Origin of the sequence: Treponema sp. OMZ 305 (assembly GCF_024181325.1) — a bacterium.
Taxonomy (GTDB): domain Bacteria; phylum Spirochaetota; class Spirochaetia; order Treponematales; family Treponemataceae; genus Treponema.
The window spans coordinates 1,177,807-1,199,984 of sequence record NZ_CP051300.1; the positions used below are offsets into that span (position 1 = coordinate 1,177,807).

General features: G+C 45.9%; 14 protein-coding genes. 12 read left to right on the forward strand and 2 right to left on the reverse strand.

Translation table 11 applies throughout. The features are described 5' to 3' along the window. Positions 1 to 14 precede the first annotated feature (14 nt). The 4 genes from ABK01_RS05295 (at position 15) to ABK01_RS05310 (ending at position 5,045) form a co-directional block, all read left to right on the forward strand. On the forward strand, positions 15 to 1,277 hold the full coding sequence (locus ABK01_RS05295; protein ID WP_212566392.1) for an ABC transporter substrate-binding protein: 1,263 nt from the start codon (positions 15 to 17) through the stop codon (positions 1,275 to 1,277). 111 nt (positions 1,278 to 1,388) lie between these two features. Next, positions 1,389 to 2,306: a carbohydrate ABC transporter permease gene (locus ABK01_RS05300; protein ID WP_212566393.1), complete on the forward strand. Its 918-nt coding sequence runs from the start codon at positions 1,389 to 1,391 to the stop codon at positions 2,304 to 2,306. 17 nt (positions 2,307 to 2,323) lie between these two features. Beyond that, the gene (locus ABK01_RS05305; RefSeq protein WP_253676493.1) at positions 2,324 to 3,160 is read left to right on the forward strand and encodes a carbohydrate ABC transporter permease; all 837 of its coding nucleotides are present in this window, start codon (positions 2,324 to 2,326) and stop codon (positions 3,158 to 3,160) included. 202 nt (positions 3,161 to 3,362) lie between these two features. Beyond that, positions 3,363 to 5,045 carry a BamA/TamA family outer membrane protein gene (locus ABK01_RS05310; RefSeq protein WP_253676494.1) on the forward strand — a complete coding sequence of 561 codons (1,683 nt, stop codon included), beginning with the start codon at positions 3,363 to 3,365 and terminating at the stop codon, positions 5,043 to 5,045. Between the two features lie 16 nt (positions 5,046 to 5,061). Here the strand turns inward: ABK01_RS05310 and ABK01_RS05315 are convergent, their stop codons facing one another. After that, the gene (locus ABK01_RS05315) at positions 5,062 to 6,300 is read right to left on the reverse strand and encodes an ABC transporter substrate-binding protein (protein WP_253676495.1); all 1,239 of its coding nucleotides are present in this window, start codon (positions 6,298 to 6,300) and stop codon (positions 5,062 to 5,064) included. 313 nt (positions 6,301 to 6,613) lie between these two features. On the opposite strand from ABK01_RS05315, the gene ABK01_RS05320 reads away from it, so the two are divergent. Both ABK01_RS05320 and ABK01_RS05325 read left to right on the forward strand, forming a co-directional pair. Next, the gene (locus tag ABK01_RS05320) at positions 6,614 to 7,942 is read left to right on the forward strand and encodes an SH3 domain-containing protein (protein ID WP_253676496.1); all 1,329 of its coding nucleotides are present in this window, start codon (positions 6,614 to 6,616) and stop codon (positions 7,940 to 7,942) included. Next, the gene (locus ABK01_RS05325; RefSeq protein WP_253676497.1) at positions 7,942 to 10,074 is read left to right on the forward strand and encodes an ABC-F family ATP-binding cassette domain-containing protein; all 2,133 of its coding nucleotides are present in this window, start codon (positions 7,942 to 7,944) and stop codon (positions 10,072 to 10,074) included. The genes ABK01_RS05320 and ABK01_RS05325 overlap by 1 nt, the downstream gene beginning before the upstream one ends. 460 nt (positions 10,075 to 10,534) lie before the next feature. Here ABK01_RS05325 and ABK01_RS05330 read toward each other — a convergent pair whose 3' ends face one another. Then, positions 10,535 to 12,247, reverse strand: a complete 1,713-nt coding sequence (locus tag ABK01_RS05330; RefSeq protein ID WP_253676498.1) for a M3 family oligoendopeptidase — start codon at positions 12,245 to 12,247, stop codon at positions 10,535 to 10,537. A gap of 776 nt (positions 12,248 to 13,023) precedes the next feature. Here ABK01_RS05330 and ABK01_RS05335 point away from each other — a divergent pair. The 6 genes from ABK01_RS05335 (at position 13,024) to ABK01_RS05360 (ending at position 22,135) form a co-directional block, all read left to right on the forward strand. Then, positions 13,024 to 15,714: an IdeS/Mac family cysteine endopeptidase gene (locus ABK01_RS05335; RefSeq protein WP_253676499.1), complete on the forward strand. Its 2,691-nt coding sequence runs from the start codon at positions 13,024 to 13,026 to the stop codon at positions 15,712 to 15,714. 300 nt (positions 15,715 to 16,014) lie between these two features. Next, on the forward strand, positions 16,015 to 16,533 hold the full coding sequence (locus ABK01_RS05340) for a bacteriohemerythrin (RefSeq protein WP_253676500.1): 519 nt from the start codon (positions 16,015 to 16,017) through the stop codon (positions 16,531 to 16,533). A 79-nt stretch (positions 16,534 to 16,612) separates the two neighbouring features. Continuing rightward, positions 16,613 to 18,670 (forward strand): alpha-amylase family glycosyl hydrolase, encoded by a 2,058-nt coding sequence (locus tag ABK01_RS05345; RefSeq protein ID WP_253676501.1) that lies wholly within the window; start codon positions 16,613 to 16,615, stop codon positions 18,668 to 18,670. Positions 18,671 to 18,700: 30 nt separating this feature from the next. Beyond that, on the forward strand, positions 18,701 to 19,930 hold the full coding sequence (locus ABK01_RS05350) for a sugar ABC transporter substrate-binding protein (RefSeq protein ID WP_253676502.1): 1,230 nt from the start codon (positions 18,701 to 18,703) through the stop codon (positions 19,928 to 19,930). A 125-nt stretch (positions 19,931 to 20,055) separates the two neighbouring features. After that, positions 20,056 to 21,963, forward strand: a complete 1,908-nt coding sequence (locus ABK01_RS05355; RefSeq protein ID WP_253676503.1) for a glycoside hydrolase family 13 protein — start codon at positions 20,056 to 20,058, stop codon at positions 21,961 to 21,963. Next, the gene (locus tag ABK01_RS05360) at positions 21,941 to 22,135 is read left to right on the forward strand and encodes a hypothetical protein (RefSeq protein WP_253676504.1); all 195 of its coding nucleotides are present in this window, start codon (positions 21,941 to 21,943) and stop codon (positions 22,133 to 22,135) included. The genes ABK01_RS05355 and ABK01_RS05360 overlap by 23 nt, the downstream gene beginning before the upstream one ends. Positions 22,136 to 22,178 lie beyond the last annotated feature (43 nt).

A 22,178-nucleotide genomic window follows, 5' to 3' on the forward strand; every position in this document is an offset into this window, starting at 1 on the left:
TTTAGGAGTGTTTTATGAAAAAACTCATGACTGTGATGCTCGCCGGTGTCTTACTTGCGGCAGTTTCTCCCGTTTTTGCGAACGGCGCAAATGAAGGAGGCGGGGAGAAGGTAACATTAACGATGGGTTCTTGGCGTACCGATGATGTTGCGCAAATCACCGCTTTGCTTAAAGAGTACAAAAAAGTAAAGCCGAACGTAACGATCGAGTTTAAACCGACTATCAATGTCGATTACAATGCGACGTTACGGCTTCAGCTTGAAAGCGGTACCGGTCCTGACCTAATGTATGCACGTTCGTACGCGACCGGTGCAAAACTGCTTATGGACGGCTATTTTGCCGATGTGTCGGATATTCCCGGGTTAAAATCGAATTTTACCGCAGGGAATCGTGCACCGTGGACAGCCGCCGATGGACGAAACTTTGCCGTTCCGTTTAATGCGATTGTGCAAGTTGTCTACTATAATAAAGATATCTTTAAAAAAGCCGGTATTGCGGTTCCGCAAACGTGGGAAGACTTTTTAGCTGCGTGCGATAAATTGAAAAAAGCCGGCATTACGCCGATTGCAAACGGACTTGCCGATGAATGGGACATTAACGAATGTTTTATGATGGGCATTTTACCGGGCTTTGTCGGCGGAGCCGAAGGCCGTAGAGCGTATGAATCGGGAAAGGTACCGTTAAACGATGCCAAAATGGTGAGTGCGTTTCAGGCAATGGCCGATGTAGCGAAATATTGTCCCAACGGTTTTGCCGCTCTTACATACAACGATTCGATTGCATTGTTTGCTACCGGTCAGGCTGCCATGTGGGTAGACGGTTCATGGAATGCCGGCGCTTTTAAAGATGTTGCATTCGATTGGGGAACCTTTGTACCGCCCGCTCCCGCCGGTAAAAAAGCCGCCGTTTGTTTCCATCCCGACACGGGTATGGCGTATAATAAGGCAAGTAAGCATGTTCAGGAATGTAAAGACTTTTTAGCATGGCTTTGTACGGTACAGGGTGCGACTGTTTGTGCCGAATTTATGCCTACCGGCTTTTTCCCGATGATTAATGCCCCCATTAAACTTAAAGATGCACATGCGAACGAAATTCTTGCGCTTACGGCAGGAAAGCTGCAGGATGCTCGTTTTGTATGGGAACGCTTTATGGACGGCGATCCCAGCGGCTACGTGCTGATGAATCAGGGCGTTATCGCTGTTATGAAGGGTGAAAAAACCGCCAAGCAAGCTGCCGATGCATTAGCCGCAGGCGTTGCAAAGTGGTATAAGCCTTAAGTTGATTTGTATCTATATAAAATAATATAAACAGGGAAGGGGATGAAAAGAAGCGACTTTCGAGCCATTCCTCTCCCTGTTTATTCTGTTTTGCGCAACGGAGTTGTGAATATGAATATTAAAAAAAGTGACAGGTACGGATGGATTATATATCTTTTACCTGCTTTTATCGTGTACACTGTCTTTATGGCATTTCCGCTGGCGGATTCAATCAGACTCAGTTTTTTTTCCGGTTCTTCGACGTCCGGTAAAAATATCTTTGTCGGCTTAAATAATTATAAAGAGCTTTTTGGTGATGCCGACAATGCCCGCCGGTATTGGGGCGCTTTCGGAAATACGTGGTATTTTTTCTTTATTCACATGCTGGTTCAAAATGTGTTAGGTCTTACGTTTTCGCTCATGCTCACAGCGAAGGGGATGAAGTGGACACGTTTTTATCAGACGATTATTTTTATCCCGGTTACGCTTGCCATTTTGGTTACCGGTTATTTATGGAAGTTGATATTGAACCCTCAATGGGGAGCGTTGCCGCTTCTATTAAAAAATCTCGGTTTGGAAACACTGATAAAACCGTGGCTCGGTGAGCAGCAATATGCACTGACAGCTCTCTCGTTAGTATCGTCATGGCAGTGGGTTGGTATTCCCGCCATGATGATTTTAGCCGGTTTACAAACTATTCCGGACGATTTGTTGGAGGCAGCTGATATCGCAGGCTGCAACGGCTGGCAAAAAATTCGATATATAAAACTCCCGTTAATAAAACCGGTGCTTGGTATGGTCGCAATTTTAACATTTGTAAATAACTTCAATGCGTTCGACGTTGTTTTTGCGATGGAAAATGTAAACGGTGCGCCGCAGTATGCAACCGATTTGATCGGTACTCTTTTTTATCGTGTAGGAATTGCAGGACAGCATCCGGTGGGTATTCCGAATCCCGGTATGGGAGCTGCAATTGCAACGGTAACCTTTATTATGCTGATGATTGGCGTCGGTATAATGCTGCGCTTAACACAGGGTGACAAGAATTAAAGTAAAGGGGAAATAGAATGAAAGCTTCTCTTTCACGTGACAGAATGCATCTCAGTTCTCATGTTGTACTTATTTTTTGGACGTTTTTAGTGCTTTTCCCTTTGTGGACAATGGTTATTAATTCATTTAAGTTTAAATTCGACATTTACACCGACCCGTTCGGGTTACCTAAAAAGTGGAATTTTGAAAGCTATGTGTCGGTTATAACAGACGGTGACTTTTTTTTATATTTTCGCAATAGCTTATTTGTAACACTCGGTTCGATTTTCCTTGTGTTATTATTCGGCGCTATGGCGTCTTATGCATTGGTAAACTGGAAACATAAAGCTTCCCGTTTTTTATATCTCTTTTTTATTGCGGGTATGATGCTTCCGATTAAAATCGGAAGTATCCGCCTTTTGCAGCTTATTAAAGGGTTGGGACTTTTGAATACTTTATGGGGGCTGTTTCCCGTATATACGGCGATGGGATTACCGATAGCTGTATTTGTCTTAACTGAATTTATCCGTCAAATTCCAACCGAACTGACCGAGGCTGCGGTTATTGATGGAGCTACGCGGAACAAAGTTTTTACTATTATTATTCTACCTCTCTTGCGTCCTGCGCTTGCGACCGTCGCTATCTATAATCTTATCCCATTTTGGAATGACTTGTGGTTCCCGCTTATCTTTATCAACAATGATGCGCACAAAACATTATTGCTCGGCGTAACACGCTTGTTCGGACAATACATGACTGATTGGTCACGGATTTTAGCCGTACTCACCTTGTCTGCTGTGCCCGTTTTGCTTCTCTATCTTACTATGTCTAAAAACTTTATTAGAGGATTGACCGCAGGGGCTGTAAAAGGATAGGCACATTGCGATTCCATGTAATATCATCGCTTGGCGCTGACGGCATTGCGCGTACATCGACCTTATTGCCGGAAATTTTGCAACTCTTGAAAATCAAACATATTGGATTCAAAAAATAGAAAATCCATTTTAAATGTCCGGCTTAGCATTGCTCCTTAAAAGGATTAGTATGATTGAATATAAACCATATAAGGATACACGTTTGATACGATCTGTCATTGTCAGCGTATGCATTTTCTTTAGTGCGGTTGCCTATGCACAGAAAGCTGAAACCACACAATCCGCTCTTATTGATGATGTGCCGACAGAGACACCTCTAACCGATACAGCTGCCGAAGTACCTCTTGTGCAAAGTTATCAAATAACGGTTGTCAACTACAACATTAAGGGGATGACACGGAAACATCCGCTTTCCCAAGCAGTTCCGATCGACACCAGTCGTATTTTTGATTCGGAAGAAGTAATGCTGCGCTATCTCAAAGATCTTGAACAGCAATTTAAAAACATTCGGGTTATTCAGTCAGTTCAAATCGATACGGAGTACGGCGCCCCGAATAACGAAGCAGTAATACCTGTTACGCTTACCATCGCAATCACCGATACATGGAATTTCATTGTAGTTCCGTATCCTTCTTTCGATTCGAATAGCGGCTTTCAGTTGAAGCTGAAAATGCAAGATTTTAATTTTATCGGAACATTGCAGCCCTTAAAAGTAGATGCAGTGTACCGTTCAACCGAAACAGGTCAGCAGATTTTTTCATCTTCAATCAATTTTGCATTACCATTTAAAGTAGGGGCATTTAATCTGTTATGGGATAATAGTTTTCAAATTGTTTATGCATATAAAGAAGCTCCGAAAATAAATATCGGTACCGGACTGACGGCATCAGTTAAATTTAATAAGCGGCTGTCTTTGACATTCGGTCTTTTACCTGAATTGGCAATTAATGATCGTGCGTCAAGCCAAATGTCCATTACGAGTACGTCGCGAACCCATGAAGTGTCCCCTGAAAGGGAATATCTCATCGTAGAGCCTCCTGTAGAGCAGACAGAGCAAAAACGGCCGAGCGGGTTAGGTTATTTATATCCTCATGACCGGTATTATTTTAAAACAACATTATTTGTACGTGCCCCTGTGATGATTACTGAGGTGAAAAACTTCGGATCACTCGTATGGACACCATCTATGAGCCTCGCAGGAAACTGGGCGTTTGACGGCATACAGGCGGACAGTCTGAGAACATGGACATTTTATTGGGGGCATACGCTTTCTCTTTCAAAGGTGAATTGGGAGTTGAATTTTAGAAAAGGTCTTTCATTTTCACTCGGTAATACGTATGCTTATCAATTTTACGACAAACGAAAGATGAATATCGGCTTTTCCGCCTCTTTAGCCGGATATTATCCATTTATAAATAGGATCGGTATATATGGACGGATGCAGTTTTTTTATCATTTATTCGGAAGTACAAGTACGCAGGCAGGTTCTACGCTTCGCGGAATCTTAAATAAACGGATCGATACGGACACTGCTTTTACCTTTAATCTTGATATCCCTATTCGGATTGTTTCATTGGATTTTCAAACTATTACCGGCGTTGCATGGACGCGGTTTTTTAATTGCGATATTCAGCTTGTTCCTTTCTTAGATATCGCGTTATCACACGATAAACAAACGGGACGATACTATCATCCGGCAGATGGATGGTATGCGGGGGGACTTGAAGTAATCGTCTATCCTGAAAAAATGCGGAGTATTTACGTTAGGGTGAGTGTCGGCTTTGATTTAACGGAACTTAAAAATCTTTCCGGTTTAAGTGGGCGCGCAAACCGTGATGGAGAAGCAATTAGTGAAATCTTCGTTGGAATCGGCCTACACTATTAACGGTTTTCGATAAAAATCAGTGGCTCTTTTTATACCAATCAGATACCCGCCTGTTGAGTGATAGCGGTTTTTCATCGCCGGAAAACATCCTTGTTTGATCCCGTAAATATGGAAAGATAATTTCTTTTTTAAGCAGTAGCCAGTTATGGGGCAATATATGCAGAGTGGAAAAATCATCGGTTTGCGGCAAATGCTTGAGTAAAAGGGGATAATAAACGGGGAAAATATTCTCGGTTACGTTTTTTACAGAAGAAAAACCTCCTGCTAATCCGAAAGAAGGAGCAATCATATTATCGGTTTGAGAACGGGCGAGCAAACCTTTCTGACTTTCTTCATTGAAGAACCAAATCAGAAATGCCCGTGCTGCTGCCGTATTTTTTGCCTTTTTACAAATTCCTGCATATATAATCTCATCCTGTACCGGCGTTTTACCATTGTAACTCATCCACCGATAATCGAGCGCCTTTAATCTTTCGTTATTTAATGAAAACAGTTTATCGCTCGGTAAGTACCAGAATAGGCAGCGTCCATTTGTAATCAACGTATATGGCGGATCGTAGAGGTATTTGAATTCATCCTCAGCTGCAGCGTTTGTATTGACCTCTTCCGACCACCGGCGCGTATACGTAACCAATTCCTGCAGCATTTTATCATTCCACGAAAAGAGATTTTTTGTTTCTTCAAAAGACACATCAAAGCCTTGCGCGGTAACATAGAGAAAATCGGTATCCCAGCGGGGAGAAAAACCCATTTTAGTATATTCCGTTCCGCTTTTTCTATTATATGCTGCGGCAAGTTCCCTCATTTCTTCAAGAGAAATGGTAAAATTTGTTTTTACTAAATTTTTTTGCGATGCGGAAAAGATAACGGTCGGTAAATTAAAGCTGACCGGCAAAAGGTACTGTGATCCATTAATATTCCCTAATTCAAATAATAACGGATAAAAAATATCGGGATCAATTTTCTTTTTAGAAAGCAGTCCTCCCAACTTACTGAATTTTACCCGTGTTGCCTCACCTCTGAGCCATGGTCCAATGACTATATCCGGTTGTTCGGAAGCAGCTATTAAAGCATCTGAAGGGTTTTCCTTATAGCTGACAGTTATTTTATAACGGTTTTGAGCGCTGTTAAAAGCCTCGCAATAAGAAATGAATTCGGTACGGTCAGTCCAAATAACGGCAATTGAATCCTCGGCACTTTTACAAGCAGATAGCATACAGCATACAACCACTGCGATAAAAAGGAAATTTTTCATACTCATCCATTATGACTACAATAATCACCTTGTCAATGCGGTTGCATTCCTTCTGTGCGAAATTTGATTCAAAATTTCGCACATTTTTCGAGTAGACGAGTAAACGTATCAGGCAGACTAGGCAAAAATCGCAGAATCATTGGGGCTGTGAGACCATTTGAACCGCGTAGTGGTTCAACTCTGGTTGAGCAGCTCCAAAGATTCTGCGGGGCTACTAAAAAACGGACTGATGCGTTTACTCTGCGGCAATATCCTTGCGCGGATGCGGGCTTTAAAGTATAATCCAATCGTTTAGGATAATTTAGGAATATATATGAAAAAATTGCATCGTTTTTACAGTTTTTACAATGGTAAGTTTATTTTAACGGTTTTTTGTTTTATTTTTTTTACGATAACCGGCTGCTCAAAAAAAATCGGTTACGGTGTCGTCAATTGGTCAATCCCCGAATATAACTTGACGGCGTCCGATGTGGTACCGATTCTTGTTCGTTCGAATATTTCGAAGGTGTATATCGCCGAGTTGAATAATCAAAAAATAGAGATTCCGCTCTGGCAGCTCACCTTTTGTTCTTCAAAGCGTGAAGCCGAAGCCTATATTAAAAAGACAGCCGAATACCGCTCTGTGTATGCCGCAGTAAAGCTGGATGGTCTGCCGCTGCGCGCTACGCCCGATAATACCGGCAAACAGGTATACCGCCTGCGCGAAAGTCAGATCGTAAAAGTGCTTTGGAAAGGGGAGGGCGCTCCGGTCGTTGCTCGGGATAAGCCTTTGGAAGGTGATTGGCTTTATGTGATGACCAACGACGGTACCCGCGGTTGGTGTTTTTCTTATAATCTTTTTACCTATGATGAAGGAGAATCGTCCGTCGCTCGGCAGACAACGGAATCCGTAACGGATGAAATCCTCGCCGAAATTCTGAAAAGCCGATGGTATCCCGAATATTACCGCGATATGATTCGAAAAAAACAGATTGATCCGGAACGGATGACGGAGAACTTCGGCTTTTTCCCCGGAGAAGGCAGTGGCGTCGCACGCATTATGTTGAAAGACGAGCAGCTCGCCTTTTCGTATACCGGTATTACAAAAAACCGGATGGGCGCTTATCAATTTGAAGGTTCGCCGCTTCTGATGCAAATCAGAGATTCGGATACGATTGCTGTCAACTATACCGATGAGAAGGGACGAGTACAAATACGGTATTTTATCACGTTGAAGGAAGAGCCTCAGGAACTTGCACAGGCAGAGACCGAGCGGCGGGATGATGCGCTGCAAAACCTTGTTACAACCGGTCCGGTGTTTAATTCCGTGAATTACGGGGTACTGCAATTTTTAGACGGCGGCCGCTTTATCTGGAATGGGTATCAGGTGTTATCGCCGACCATTATTCCTAAAGGAGCAGGAAATTCCGGTTCCGTTGCAATCCGGTATTTTATCAGCGCTAAACTCAAAACCGAATATATGGGTGTTCTGTCCTTCAAATTCGACGGCAGCGAAGAGTGGATCGATTTCTTTTATACGGTATCCAAGCAGGGTGTTAAACTCGAGTATGTACAACCTGCGAATATCACCGACGGTGTTGCCGCCGTACGCAATCTTAACCCCGTTATTCTCTTTTTCGGGACGGAAGGAACGGACGAATAATGCCGTTTGTACAGCTTGCAAATATCTCTCTTGCGTTCGGCGATCGCGATATCCTTCAAAATATTACGCTTGTGTTGACGCAGGGGACAAAGGCGGCGCTCACCGGAGCCAATGGCAGCGGCAAGTCTACGCTGATGAAGATTATCGCGGGGGTGATGCAGGCCGATTCAGGAGCCATTTCGATGGAAAAGAACACCCGTGTTGCCTATCTGCCGCAATCCGGTATCGTGCACAGGGGTAAAACGCTCGCGGAAGAAGCCGATACCGCCTTTTCCCGCGGGGCGCAGCTGGTGGAACAGCTTGAAGCAGTCGGCAAGCTTATGAGCGAAGAAGCCGATGCGGTAAAGGCGGAACGGCTTGCGCATGATTATCACGCCCTGCAAACCGAGCTTGAACAATCGGGCTGGTATTTTAGGCAGCGGCTTGCGGATGAAACGCTGCGCGGACTCGGCTTTACGTCGGAAGATTTTACTCGCCTGACCGATGAGTTTTCGGGCGGATGGCAGATGCGCATCGCGCTTGCGAAGATTCTTTTGAGCGGAGCCGACATCATCATTTTGGATGAGCCGACCAACTACCTCGATATCGAAGCGCGCAGCTGGCTTGAACTCTGGCTGAAAAAATGCACCGGCGGCTTTTTGCTGGTCAGCCACGATCGCTCGTTTTTGGATGCGACGGTTAACGAAACGTATGAATTGTTCAACGGAACGCTTAAGCGCTATGCAGGAACCTATACCAACTACGAAAAGACGCGGGAGGTAGAGCTTGCCTCGCTGATAAAAGCGTACACGCAGCAGCAGCTGGAAATTGCAAAAACCGAAGACTTTATCAGGAAGTTCCGCTACAAGGCAACAAAAGCCGCGGCGGTGCAGGATCGGGTAAAGCGGCTCGAAAAACTTGAGCGCATCGAATTACCGGAACACTTAAAGAAAATTCACTTTAGTTTTCCGCCTGCCCCTCATTCGGGGAATATTGCGCTGCAAGCCGAAGGGATTACCAAAGCTTATGGGGAACGGCTCGTGCTGAAAGATGCGGAACTCACCGTTACCAAACAAGAGCGGATTGCATTGGCGGGGCGGAACGGCGCCGGTAAGACCACCTTTTTGCGGATACTGGCCGGTGAAGATTCCGAGTACACCGGCTCCGTAAAGTACGGGGTCGGCATTATCACCGGTTATTTTTCGCAGGATGAGGCCGAGCGGATTACCGGCAGCGAAACCATCATGCAACTGATGGAGCGGGAGGCGCCGACACACCTTATCCCAAAACTCTACGATATGCTCGCAGCCTTTTTGTTCCGCGGCGACGACATCCATAAACAGCTATCCGTGCTGTCGGGCGGGGAAAAAAGCAGGCTGGCGCTGCTCCGGCTGCTATTGAAGCCGCTCAACCTCCTCATCTTAGACGAGCCGACTAATCACCTCGACCTTCACTCCAAAGATGTGCTCCTCGATGCGCTGCAGCGGTTTGAAGGGACGGTTATCTTTGTTTCGCACGATAAGTTTTTTATCCAAGGGCTTGCAACCCGCATCCTTGAACTGACAGCTTCGGCAACGCCCGGCGCCGGTACCCGCATTAGAAACTTCCCGGGCACCTACGACTATTACCTGTACCGGATTGCCGCCGAAGCAGTCGGCAGTACAGCCGAAAAGTCGGGGCAAACGGCAGGATATGCACAGGCTAATAGAAACCAAAATACCGGCAGTTCCGTCGTCGGCAGCCTAAACGAGAAAATAGCGGATTCTTCGGGCGGCGGAAAAGCGAGCAGCGCTTCATCCGGTAAAGCATCAGGCGTGCCTTCCGATTCACAGGCAGTGATGCCGTTAAGCGGTACCGGCAGTCCCTCAGGCAACTCCATTGCCTCCGGTGCCGTCACCGGCGGCGGAACTCTTTCTTATGAAGAACAAAAAAGGCTGCGGGCGGAAAAACGTAAACGAGAAAAAGAAGAAGAACGTATTTTTGCGCAACTTGCCGAAACCGAAGACAAGATAAAGGAACTGGAAACCCAGCTCGCAACCCCCGAAGTTTATACCAACGGCGAAAATGCCCGCAACGTTCAGCAGCAGATTCAAGCCTTACAAGCAACCGCCGCTGAACTTACGGAACAGTGGGAAGCATTCGCCCAAAAATGAACACCAGTACATCCGTGGCGGTTCTGAAATGCCCTTCCAGTGCTTTTGGAAATAGACTGTTGAGCAGTGTACGTCCTTGTACACTGCTCAACGACGAGTTTGCAGGGCAAACTCGCTTCTGCATGGAATCACCGCCATCCATGGCGGTACTGATCCGAGGCGCGAGCACAAATTAACCGCAGGCACGGTAAAAAATGTACGTCCTTGTACATTTTTTACCTACGTGTTTGCAAGGCAAACACGCTGCTGATTAGAACCACGCCCATCCTTGGGCGTTCTGATACGTTGAGGCTTCCCAGTAGCGGCACATGGTATAGAACCTTGCCGAAGCCTTTTGCAAATAGGCGAGGTAAGTACGCGAAGCAAATAAAAATTAACCGGAGGCGTATCTTTGATACGTTGAGGATTAATTTTTATGAAGCGACAAAGTAATTACCCGCATATTTGCAAAAGGATATTTTCAAAAGGCAGAGTCGTTGATGCTATTAAGCCACTCCGTACACGCCGGAACTACCGAAGCGATACAGCCGTCCTCAAAGGGATTTTTCAAGTTCGCCAGCTCCACCAGGCTGAGGAAGGAATCGCGACCGCCTGCTTTACAGAGGCGAAGGTAATCTTCCCATGCCGTTTTGCGGTCGGAAAGGCTTTTTGCCCAGAATTGCAAGGCGCATACTTGTGCAAGCGTGTAATCGATATAATAAAACGGCGTACTGAAGATATGTCCCTGACGCATCCAATACCCGCCACGGTTCAAGAAATCGTTATCGTCGTAATTCCGTTCCGGCAGATATTTTTTTTCGATTGTGCGCCATGCGGCTTTCCGCTCTGCGGGGCTTGCTTCGGGGTGCTCATATACCCAGTGCTGAAATTCATCGACCGTAACGCCGTAGGGTAAAAACAGGAGCGCTCCGGACAGATGGGTAAAGTGGAATTTATCGGTTTGCTCTTCAAAAAAGAGGTTCATCCACGGCCATGTAAAGAATTCCATACTCATCGAGTGAATTTCGCATGCTTCATACGTCGGCCATACGTACTCCAGCAGGCGGGCGTTACGGCTCTGATAGGCTTGGAATGCGTGTCCTGCTTCATGGGTCATTACTTCCACATCGTGCTGCGTATTGTTAAAGTTGGCAAAAATGAAGGGCGCCTTGTAATCGGGAATGGTGGTGCAATAACCGCCTGCTGCCTTCCCTTTTTTCGCAAGTACATCGAGCAGGTTATGTGAAGTCATAAAGGTAAAAAATTCATCGGTTTCGGGGGAAAGTTCCGCATACATCTTTTTAGCATTCGCCAAAATCCAATCGGGATTGCCGTGGGGAATCGCATTGCCGGTGGTATATTCAAGCGGTTCATCATAGTAGTACAGCCGTTCCAGCCCCAACCGCTTTGCCTGCCGTTTACGTAAGTCTACGGTTATCGGTACAATTTCGCGGTAGATTTGGTTCCGATAGGCAGCAACCATCTCGGCATTGTAGTCGGTTCTGCCCATTCGGTCATATCCGAGCTGTACGAAGTTTTGATATCCGAGTTTTTTTGCGATTCGGGTACGTACTTTGACTAAGTTATCGTAGATGGAATCGAATTCTGCTTCGTGTTCCGCAAAAAAACCGTAGTAGGCTTTTGCCGCTTTTTTCCGTGTTGCACGGTCTTGATCCTGCATAAAAGGAGTCAGCTGCGCGAGCGTACGTTTTTCTCCTGCAAATTCGATTTCTGCCGAAGCGATCAGCTTATCGTAGCTGCTGGTAAGTTTGTTTTCTTCCGCTAAATCTTCCATAATAGAGGGTGAAAACACCTTCATATCAAGTTCGGTCATTGCAAAAATATGCGTCCCGAGTTCTTTTTCCAGCTCTTGACGGAACGATGATGCAAGCAGCTTTTTGTTAAAGCTATTGGTCATTTCGATATAAAACGGGTTTGATTCATCAAAAAACGTATTTTCGGTATCATAAAAAGCATCACGGGTGTCGATACTGTGCCGTATTTCCGCAAGGGTCTGCATGGTTTGATAATGTGATTTAAGCTTTTGCACTTCGTCGATAAGAGCGATCTGTTCTGCCGCCGAATGTGCGGCTTCAAACTGCTGTTCCGCTTTTTTAAATGCCGTTTTTAATGCCTCCATATCGGGGCGCGTGTAGGGAAGGGCGGTAAACTGTTTCATTTCCGGTGTATTCATATATATGCTCCTCTGGTTCTGATAAAATTGTGCGAAGCGATTATAGCATAAGGCCGATGTTTAGGACAGCATCGGAAATTCTCAGGGCAACGACATCAAAAATATTTTAAACGGTTGTCTTCCCTCTGTACGAAATTTCATAGGTATAAGGTGAGCATCTAAAATAGCACACTAACGCAACCGTTTCGGAAATTTACATTTTGTTTAACTGTTGTGTTTTAAGGAATAAAATTTCGCATATTTTTTTTTGCAAGCGGGCAAACGCATCGGATTGTATTTTAAAACCCCGCAGAAAAATTGAGGTTAATGGTTAAAAATAATTTTTGCGTTAGCCTTTTGAAAAGAGGTGAGGCAGATACGAGGCATGAACAAAAATTACCCACAGGCGTGCTTTTTGCACGTCGAGGACTAATTTTTGTGAAATAACGAAGTAGATGCCTGCCTGTTTTCAAAAGGAAAGGTTGAACAGCCCCAATCATTCTGCGGGTATATCCACAAAAGTGCCTGATGCATTTGCCCGGTACTTGACGAATATGCGATTAATTTGTATATATAGGGCATCTCTAAAAACTCGGTTAGATTTTTAGAGATGCCCGACGAGTTTTTATTTAAGTCTTTATATCATAATGACTTAAATAAAAACATCGCAAATTAAATCTAAGGAAAACCTCTCAAAACTGAAGTTTTTAGAGGTTCCCTATACCACAATCAAAATATAAAGTTCCCTGATGCGTTGGCGTCAGTGAATCCCGCGTTTTTTATTATGGAGTCTATTCATGAAAAAGCCATTGGCTATCTTTCTTTCTGCCCTAGCAGTTCTATTCTTTTCGGCATGTAATAACAATAATCCTCTGCCTGTACTTGTTACCGATATTGCATTTGAGCCGGAGCTTTCTGAAAAGTCAATTTCGCTCGTTATTGGAAAAACACATGAGCTTAATGCAAAGGTAAAGCCCGACAATGCAACAAATAAAAAACTCACCTATGCTTCGGATAATGAAGATGTTGCGTCTGTAAATGACAAAGGAGTGATTACAGCCCATAGTGCAGGTAGCGCAAAGATTACGATAAAAGCTATAAACGACATTATTACGAAAGAGATAAACGTAACTGTTACCGTAGATAGTCTAGCAGTAAAAAGCATCGTTCTTTTTCCCGATGAAGATACTGTTTCTTTGGTAAAGGGAACCTCCCGCCAATTAAACGTGCAGGTAAAGCCCGAAAACGCGACGGATAGAAAGCTCTCCTTTTCTTCAAGCGATGAAGGTATTGCATCTATAAACGGTGCAGGGCTGATTACGGCAAAAGCAGTCGGTAATGCAAACATTACGATTAATGCTGCAAACAATGTGTCAAAAACACTCAAGGTAATGGTTACAGCAGCGCCTGTTGCGGTTACGGGAATTGTGTTCGATTCTGCACTGCCGGGAAATCCGCTTCCGATAAATGTTGGAAGAACTTATTCGATCCATGCAAAGGTACAGCCCGAAAATGCGACGGACAAAAAACTGACCTATGTTTCCGGCAATGAAGCAGTTGTATCTGTAAACGAGAATGGTGAGGTTACTGCTCATCAGCTTGGCGAAGCGGTTATTACAATTAAAGCTTCAAACGGTGTTTCTAAAGAAGTTTCCGTAACTGTTACTGCAGCGCATATTCCTGTTACGGGTATTGTCATCCCCTCCGGTGAAACTACTATTTTTGTAGAGAATGGAGCTACCCGTCAAATCGGCGCGTATGCTGTACCCGAAAACGCAACGAACAAAACGCTTACCTACAGTATAGATGATGACTCGATTGCTTCAGTAACTGCCGATGGGCTGATTACGGCAAGAGAGGTTGGAAGCACAACTATTACCATAACAGCAGCGGATAATGTATCAAAAAAGGTAAACTTAACTGTTACGAAAGCTACGGTCCGTGTTACTTCTATTGAATTTGAGGATGGGCAGCCTGCAAACCCTGTCGAGTTAGTTATCGGCGAGGAGTATGAACTCAAGCTGAAAGTAATGCCGGAGGACGCCACTAATAAAGAGCTGGACATTAAGTCGTCTAATGACAATATAGCATGGCCTCATGAAGAGGGAAATCGATTGATAAGAGCCTATCATGATGTCGGAGAAGCAACAGTAACCATAACCGCTAAAGATGGTTCCGGTGTAAGCACTGTTGTTCATTTTAAGACGAAGCAAAAAAACACAGATCCCTCAATTAGCATAGACAACCTGTCCGTCTCGTATGGAAGTGATGAAGCTAATATCACCGTTACAGTAAAAACGATCAACGGAAAACTTAACTATACGCCTGAGGTCGTAGGAGGCGGAAAAGAATGGGCGAACTTTGTTAGTAAAGATGACACAAATCCGGCTGAAGATACGGTAACGTTACACCTTAAGCAAAACAAAACCGTATGGGAAAGAAAGGCGTATATCAAATTTAAAGATAATAACACAAATAACTATGTCATTTCCGCAGGTAAGGAATTGCAAGTAGAACTTACGCAAAAAAAGAATGAGAATCCGAACGTAACGATAAAGTGGGTGTATGGAATAGAAGGCCCTACTGCAGAAGAAAAAAAGTCTGTCGAAATTCAAGGTTCGAATCCACCGGAATATCATACAATGCCTTATGTTTTTTATTGGTATGAAACGGAACATACAAAATTCTTTAACACACGAAAGATGGGACCAACAGGTTCTGACAATCAGGGATTTCCTGATGGTAGTCAGTGTTGGGCAAAAAGTTCTTCCAATATGCTGCATTGGTGGTTTGAACAAAACAAAGAAAATGTAGAAAAGTACATGGAAAAGAAAGGTATAACAGTAGCAGATGCTGAAAAGTACAATATGTATAAACCTGTTTATACACGCGGGCTTCCTGATACGGATGAAAACATAAAAAGCTTCATAGCAAATGAATTTCGGAAAAAATGCCCGAATTCCACTAATGGAAATTGGATATATTCCGGACTTAGATGGTATCTTTATGGACTTAAAGGTTTAGCAAAAGACAAAACATATTCGCCGGCCCTATTCAAAGATGTTTTTGGAAAAGAGGAAGGAAATGACCCTGTTGCGGCAGAAGGTACTTATACAAAAAAAATATTTGAAAAAATATTAAAAGGTGCACTTCTTAATCCTAATTCCAAAAAGGCAGTCGGAGTACACGTACATGATGAAGGTAAGTATGGACATGGTATAACACTGTGGGGAGCGGCTTTTGACGAAGAAGAAAATGTTATTGCCATTTACGTGTGTGATAATAATTTTCAGCCTAATAGAATATTTACTTACGGGATATATTATAAAGGCGATATTTATGCAGACGATCCTGAAGGTGAAACTAACGTCTATCCGTATCTTATTGATTATAAGATAAATAAGAGAATAAATAGATATGTTGGTACATTAGTCACCCTTGACAAAGGCGAAGCACAGTGGGAAGAATGGAAGCGTAACAACCCCTAAACAGCCTTTACAAACAAGCCCCTAGCGGTAAAAAGTTCAGAAAGAGCTTTTTACAGCTGCATGGTAACGCAAATACACATTAAAAAACCGTACAGGATTTTGAGCAAGCGGATACATTCGTTATGGATGTGTCCGCTTTTTTTATGGGATGGACTGTATCATAAAAAAACGGGATAAGATAACTTTCTATTTGACATTATAGCCATATCGTTTTATTCTAATAATGATTACTAATACATAAGCCGTCTAAGAGTAACCGCTTCTTGGGAACGATTCAGTATATAAAGGGATGAAAAAAGTATGGTAACAGAAACAAAAGATACGGAAGAATTGAATACCCCTTGGGTAGAATGGGATAAGAGGCTGGAACTCGGCATACCCCGAATCGACAGTCAGCACCGTAAGCTGGTGACAATGTGCAATGAGCTGCGCGAAGCGCTGCTGAACCGCCAAAAACGGAGTAAAGACGAATGGCTGGTAACCGTGGGCGACGTACTGCGGCAAGCGGTCAGCTATACCCAAACACACTTTACCGATGAAGAAAAATTGATGAAAGCGTGCGGATTTTCCGGCTATGAAGCGCATAAGCAGCGGCACAAGGAGTTTGTCCAAACAATTACACAGGTATTGAAAGGCTTTGACGAAATGACTGTAACGCTCGGTTTTGATTTTGCCGACTACCTTCGGGATTGGATACTTTCGCATATCGCCTGCGAGGATAAGCAGTACTGTCCGGTTATGCGCTCTTTTTATCATACATTACAGGAATACAGTCAGCGGAACCATACAGCCGATTCAACTGCCGCACCACAGCATTAGATTAAAACCTCCCTGCACGAATAAAAAATATTCATATATTGGTGATTCGAGGATTATATGCTATTATATATGGAGCCTTATGAGATCACCCGTCCAAGCTTGTGAACAGACAATTCCGCCTCACGATATGCAGCTCGGCGCCGTGTATGATGCCGCCGCGCATAGCTGCCGTTTTTCTTTATGGGCGCCGACTTCCCGCGATGTGTCGGTAAACCTCTATCAAAACGCCGGTGATTCATCGCCTGCTTTTACGCTTCCGCTTCGGTATGACGATGCAACCGGCTTGTGGTGCGGCATCTTTGCGGAACGGGATCCGGAACGGTTCTTTTACGATTACACGCTGACAAACGAAACGGGAACGCATGCCGTGCTTGATCCGTACAGCCTCTCGATGGCGGCTTGTACCGGTAGCGGCGGTATCGGACGGGGCGCTATTATCAACCTGCAAAAAGAAACGCTCAAACCGGAGTGGGAATATCCGTATATCACCTTGCAAAAACGGGAGGATGCGATTATTTACGAAGTGTCCGTCCGCGATTTTACCGCAAGCCCCGACTCCGGCGTTAGAAATATCCCCGGCACGTATAAAGCCTTTATCGAAAAAATTCCCTACTTACGCAAACTGGGCATTACGCATATTCAGCTGATGCCGGTGCTGAACTTTTACTACACGGACGAGACAAATCAGCAGTATGAAGATGCCGGTACCGTGCACAACAACAACTACAACTGGGGCTACGATCCGCACAACTATTTTACGCCCGAAGGCTGGTATGCAAGCGAGCCTGAAAATCCCGAAAGCCGTGTACGCGAATTGCGAGAGCTGATCAACGAGTGCCATCGGGCAGGGCTCGGTGTAGTGCTCGACGTGGTGTATAATCATGTTGCGCGTACCGATCTTTTCGACGCGATTGTTCCGGGCTATTACTTTCGGACAAATCCCGACGGCAGCTATACCAACGGCTCGTGTTGCGGGAACGATATTGCCTCGGAGCGGCCGATGGCACGAAAGCTCATCGTTGATTCGGCTGTACACTGGGTGAAAAACTATAAGGTTGACGGCTTTCGGTTTGATCTGATGGGATTACTCGATACCGAGACGGTGCTGGCGGCGTACAACCGCTGCAGCGAACTTAATCCGTCGGTACTGTTCATCGGGGAAGGCTGGAAGCTGTATAACGGAGCCGAAGGTACCGTCGGTATGGATCAGCGGTACATGACCGAAACCGACAGCGTTGCCGTCTTTAACGACGAATTCCGCGATTTGGTAAAAGCAGGCGGTATGAATGAAGAGAGCAAGGGCTTTTTAACCGGCGGTAACGTCGATCTTAAACAGCTCTTTTGCAATTGTATCGGGTTACCTCAGTGCAATTACACCGCCGACAGCCCGGGCGATAACGTGCAGTACCTTGTTTGCCACGACGGGCTTACGCTGCACGACTGCATCGCCCATAATGCCGGGCTTGATGAACGTATCCCCTCGCAAAAGCGGGAGCTGATTGCCCGTATCAAACTCGGCAACGCGCTGGCGCTTACCTGTCAAGGGATTGCATTCTTACACGCCGGACAGGAGCGGGGGCGTACCAAGCCGAATGTGCACGGAGCGGTGGAAGAATGTACCGGCGCTTTTGTCCGCAACAGCTATGACGCTTCGGACAGCGTTAACCGCATTGTATGGACGCTCGATGAGGATTACGCCGAGCTGCTCGCATACACGCGCGGGCTTATCGCGTTGCGGAAACGGTTTGACGTGTTTAGAATAGGAAATGCCGGACGCATTGCACAAGCCGCCGCGTTTTTGCCCGTAGAAGATGCAGCGGTTGCTGCATCGGGTGATTGCAGCGGTAACCGATGTGCCGCAAAGAGCGATGACGGAGCATTGTCCGAAACGGAGAAGAAGTACGGGCAGGCATTCGGGTACACACTTGACTGGCCGGACGGCACGTGGTTTTTGTTGTTTAATGCGGCGGGAACGGAACAACGCTTTGCGCTCGGCGGCGCATTACAAAAGCCTGTGGTTTTTGTCGATGGAGCGGCGGCATCGCCGGACGGTATTACACGTCCGTCCGGTATACGATTTGAGCAAAACCGGATCATACTAGATCCGTACACTGCGGCTATTGTTCGCAGTGAATAGATTTTTTTCATAACAGATTGGAGGTGTTATATGAAAAAAGCAATTATAGGGCTTTCTGCCTGTGTATCATTGGTGCTTCTTTTTGCTCTTACGAGCTGCGGCGGAGGTTCCGAGAAGAAGGACGATAAAGCCGACGATATGAAGGGTGAAACGGTTACCGTTAAAATATGGGAATCCGAAGGCGCCGAAAAAGATTTTATGCTGTTCGCTGCGGAAGAATACAAAAAAACGCATCCGAACGTATCCTTTGTGTATGAACCGGTTCAGTCGACCGATGCGCGCACAAAGATTGAAATGGACGGCCCCGCAGGTGTCGGCGCAGATATCTTTGTTGCACCGCACGACCACATCGGCGCCCTTGTCGCAGGCGGTCATATTCTCCCCTTTGACGATGCGTCTGTTCTCGATAACTTTATCCCCGCTGCATTGACATCCGCCGCGTATGAGGGAAAAAACTACGGGTATCCGCTCGCAATCGAAACCTACGCATTGTTCTATAATAAAGACCTTTTGCCGGAAGCTCCCAAAACATGGGACGCGGTGGAAACATTTGCAAAGACGTGGAACGATAAAGCTCAAAATAAATATGCATTGGTCTGGGGTGTCGGAAACGCATACTTTAACTACATCTTTATGAGCGGCTTCGGCGCACCGCTTTTCGGCCCGAACGGCGATGACCCCAAACAGCACAACGTCAATAGCTCCAATGCTATTACCGGTTTAACCTATTTCCAGAGCCTGCGCAAAAAGATGCTCGATGTTCCGTCAGGCGACATTACCGACGATTTCTGCAATTCCTCGTTTACGGAAGGTAAAGCCGCAATGATTATTACCGGCCCGTGGAAGATCTCCGATTTTTCAAAAACAGGCCTTAACTACGGTATTGCACCCATTCCGGTATTCCCCGGCATGACCAATCCTCCGGCATCATTCTCCGGTCTCCGCTTGGCCTTTGTCAGCGCCTACAGTGATCATCCGGCGGAAGCGCAGGATTTTGCAAAATTCCTTACCTCAAAGCCGATGTTGGAAAAACGGTACGAAATGACCAAACAAATTCCGCCCCGCTCCGATATCACCATCACCGATCCGTTAAGTCAAGGTATTTTAGCACAGGCGCAATACGCAACACCGATGCCCACCATTCCCGAAATGGGCAAATACTGGTCTGCAATGAATGCAACTTTTGCGAATATCTGGGACGGCGGCAATGTTACGGAAAAACTGAATGCTGCTGCGGCTACAATGGAGTCGATACAATAGGGTATTGGGGCTGTCCAAAAACTGAAAGCCTATCGACTTTTTCTGTAAGGAAATTATTCGTTATATCCGCTAAAGCGAATTGCGAAACAGTTTTTGGACAGTTCCCTTGGATATAGGTGCTTGGTATGCAGTTTTCGGCAATAGAACATCGCAGTACGGATAATTTTTGCTATCCGCTCAATGAAAATGAACTTATGATCAGCCTTAAAACCGGCAGCGACATACGGCGTGTATTTATTGTATACGGAGATCCGTTCGACGGTTCGGTAACACCGGAGGGCTGGGCATGGGAAGGCAAACGGCAGGAAATCACCCGCAAAAAAGATCTTCCGTATCATACATGGTGGCAGGTAACGGTTACGCTTCCTTATGGACGATGTAAATACTGCTTTGAACTGCACGGTCAAGACGAAGGCGATGTCCGCTACTGTCTGGAAAACGGGTTTTACACGGCAGATGAGCTTGTTACGCTGCGCCGGATAACCGGTAATTTTCCCGGTTTTGAGTTCCCGTGGCTGGACGGCGCTGAATGCGTCCGCGTACCGGATTGGGTACCCCGCACCGTGTGGTATCAAATTTTTCCCGATCGGTTTTGCAGGGATACCGCCTCGCAGAAACCGAATGCTCTGCCGTGGCCTGCTGCCGAGGATGCCGTTACCAACAATGAACACTATGGCGGTACGCTTCGGGGTATTACCGAAAAGCTCGGCTATCTTGCCGATTTGAATATTACCGGCTTATATCTTAATCCGGTTAATGTTTCGCCGAGTGTGCATAAGTATGATACATCCGATTATTTGAATATCGATCCTGCATTCGGCAGCGCAGATGATCTGCATACGCTGGTGAAAGAAGCCCATGCACGCGGTATAAAAGTGATGCTGGACGGCGTCTTTAACCACTGCGGCTGGGACTTTGCACTGTGGCAGGATGTCGTCCGCAACGGAAAAGCCTCGCCGTATTTCGATTGGTTTATCGTACAGGAATGGCCGTTTGAAACCGTTGCAGAACCGGAATGTAAAAACGCCGCGAGCCGAAGCCGACCGTCCGGTACAAACGGAAAGAGCGGACGATACAGCGTTTTTGCGTATGTCGATACGATGCCGAAGCTGAATACCAATAATCCTGCCGTCGTCGATTATCTGCTGAACGTATGCGAAACATGGGTGCGCAGTTATGATATTGACGGGCTCCGGCTCGATGTTGCGAATGAGCTTTCGCACACATTTTGCAGGCAGCTTTATCGGCGGATGCGCAGTCTTAAAAAAGACTTTTACCTGCTCGGTGAAATATGGCGCAGTGCCTTGCCGTGGCTGCGCGGCGGCGAGTTGGATTCGGTAATGAATTATCCGCTCGCGCTGTGCTTCTGGAAATTCTTTTACGATAAAACGCTGCCCGCCCTGACTTTGGAGCGGGAAATAAACGCTGTTTTTACCGCCTATCCCGAACCGGTTACCGTAGGCCTGTTTAATCTGCTGGATTCCCATGATACGCCGCGCCTTTTTACCCGCAACGGCGGTGATGTGTTCGCCGTATGGCAGCAATACGCCCTGCTGTTGAGCCTGCCCGGTTCACCGTGTATCTATTACGGCAGCGAGGTTCTGCTTGCAGGCGGACATGATCCCGATTGCCGCCGCTGTATGCCGTGGCAGGCTATCGAAGCAGGTGAATACGCCGAACCGATGAGCATGATGCGGCAGTTGATTGCTTTGCGCCGTACGCATCCGGCAATGACCGCTTCCGGTTACTCATATCTGCATGACGTACCGCTTGCCGAAAGCGAACCGAATAGAATTATTCATTTGCAAAAGTATGCCGAAACGGTAGAACCTGCGGAAACTCCGGAGACCGTTGAAACCGCGGGAGTTCCGATTACGCGGAGCATAGACCTTATTCTCAATTGCGGTACGGCTCCGGTATCAATCGCACAGATAATAGATGAAAAGGCACGGGTATACCTCTCCCTGCGCTGCAGGGATAAAACGGTACAGCCCGGCGGCTTTATCTTTTTTGAACACCTCATCAACCGATGAACTTCCGTGTACATCGGTTGATGGCGAATTTTGGCAATGCCAAAATATCGCTTCTGTTATAACCACCGCCATCCGTGGCGGTAAAGTTTGCGGTGCAAACTCGATTATTTACGGGTGCGCCGTCCTGAACTTCGGAGCAAAGCTCCTCGTTGCAGGACATGCGCACGACTAAAAACTTTTTCGGATGTTTAAACATCCTGCAAAAGTTTTTATAG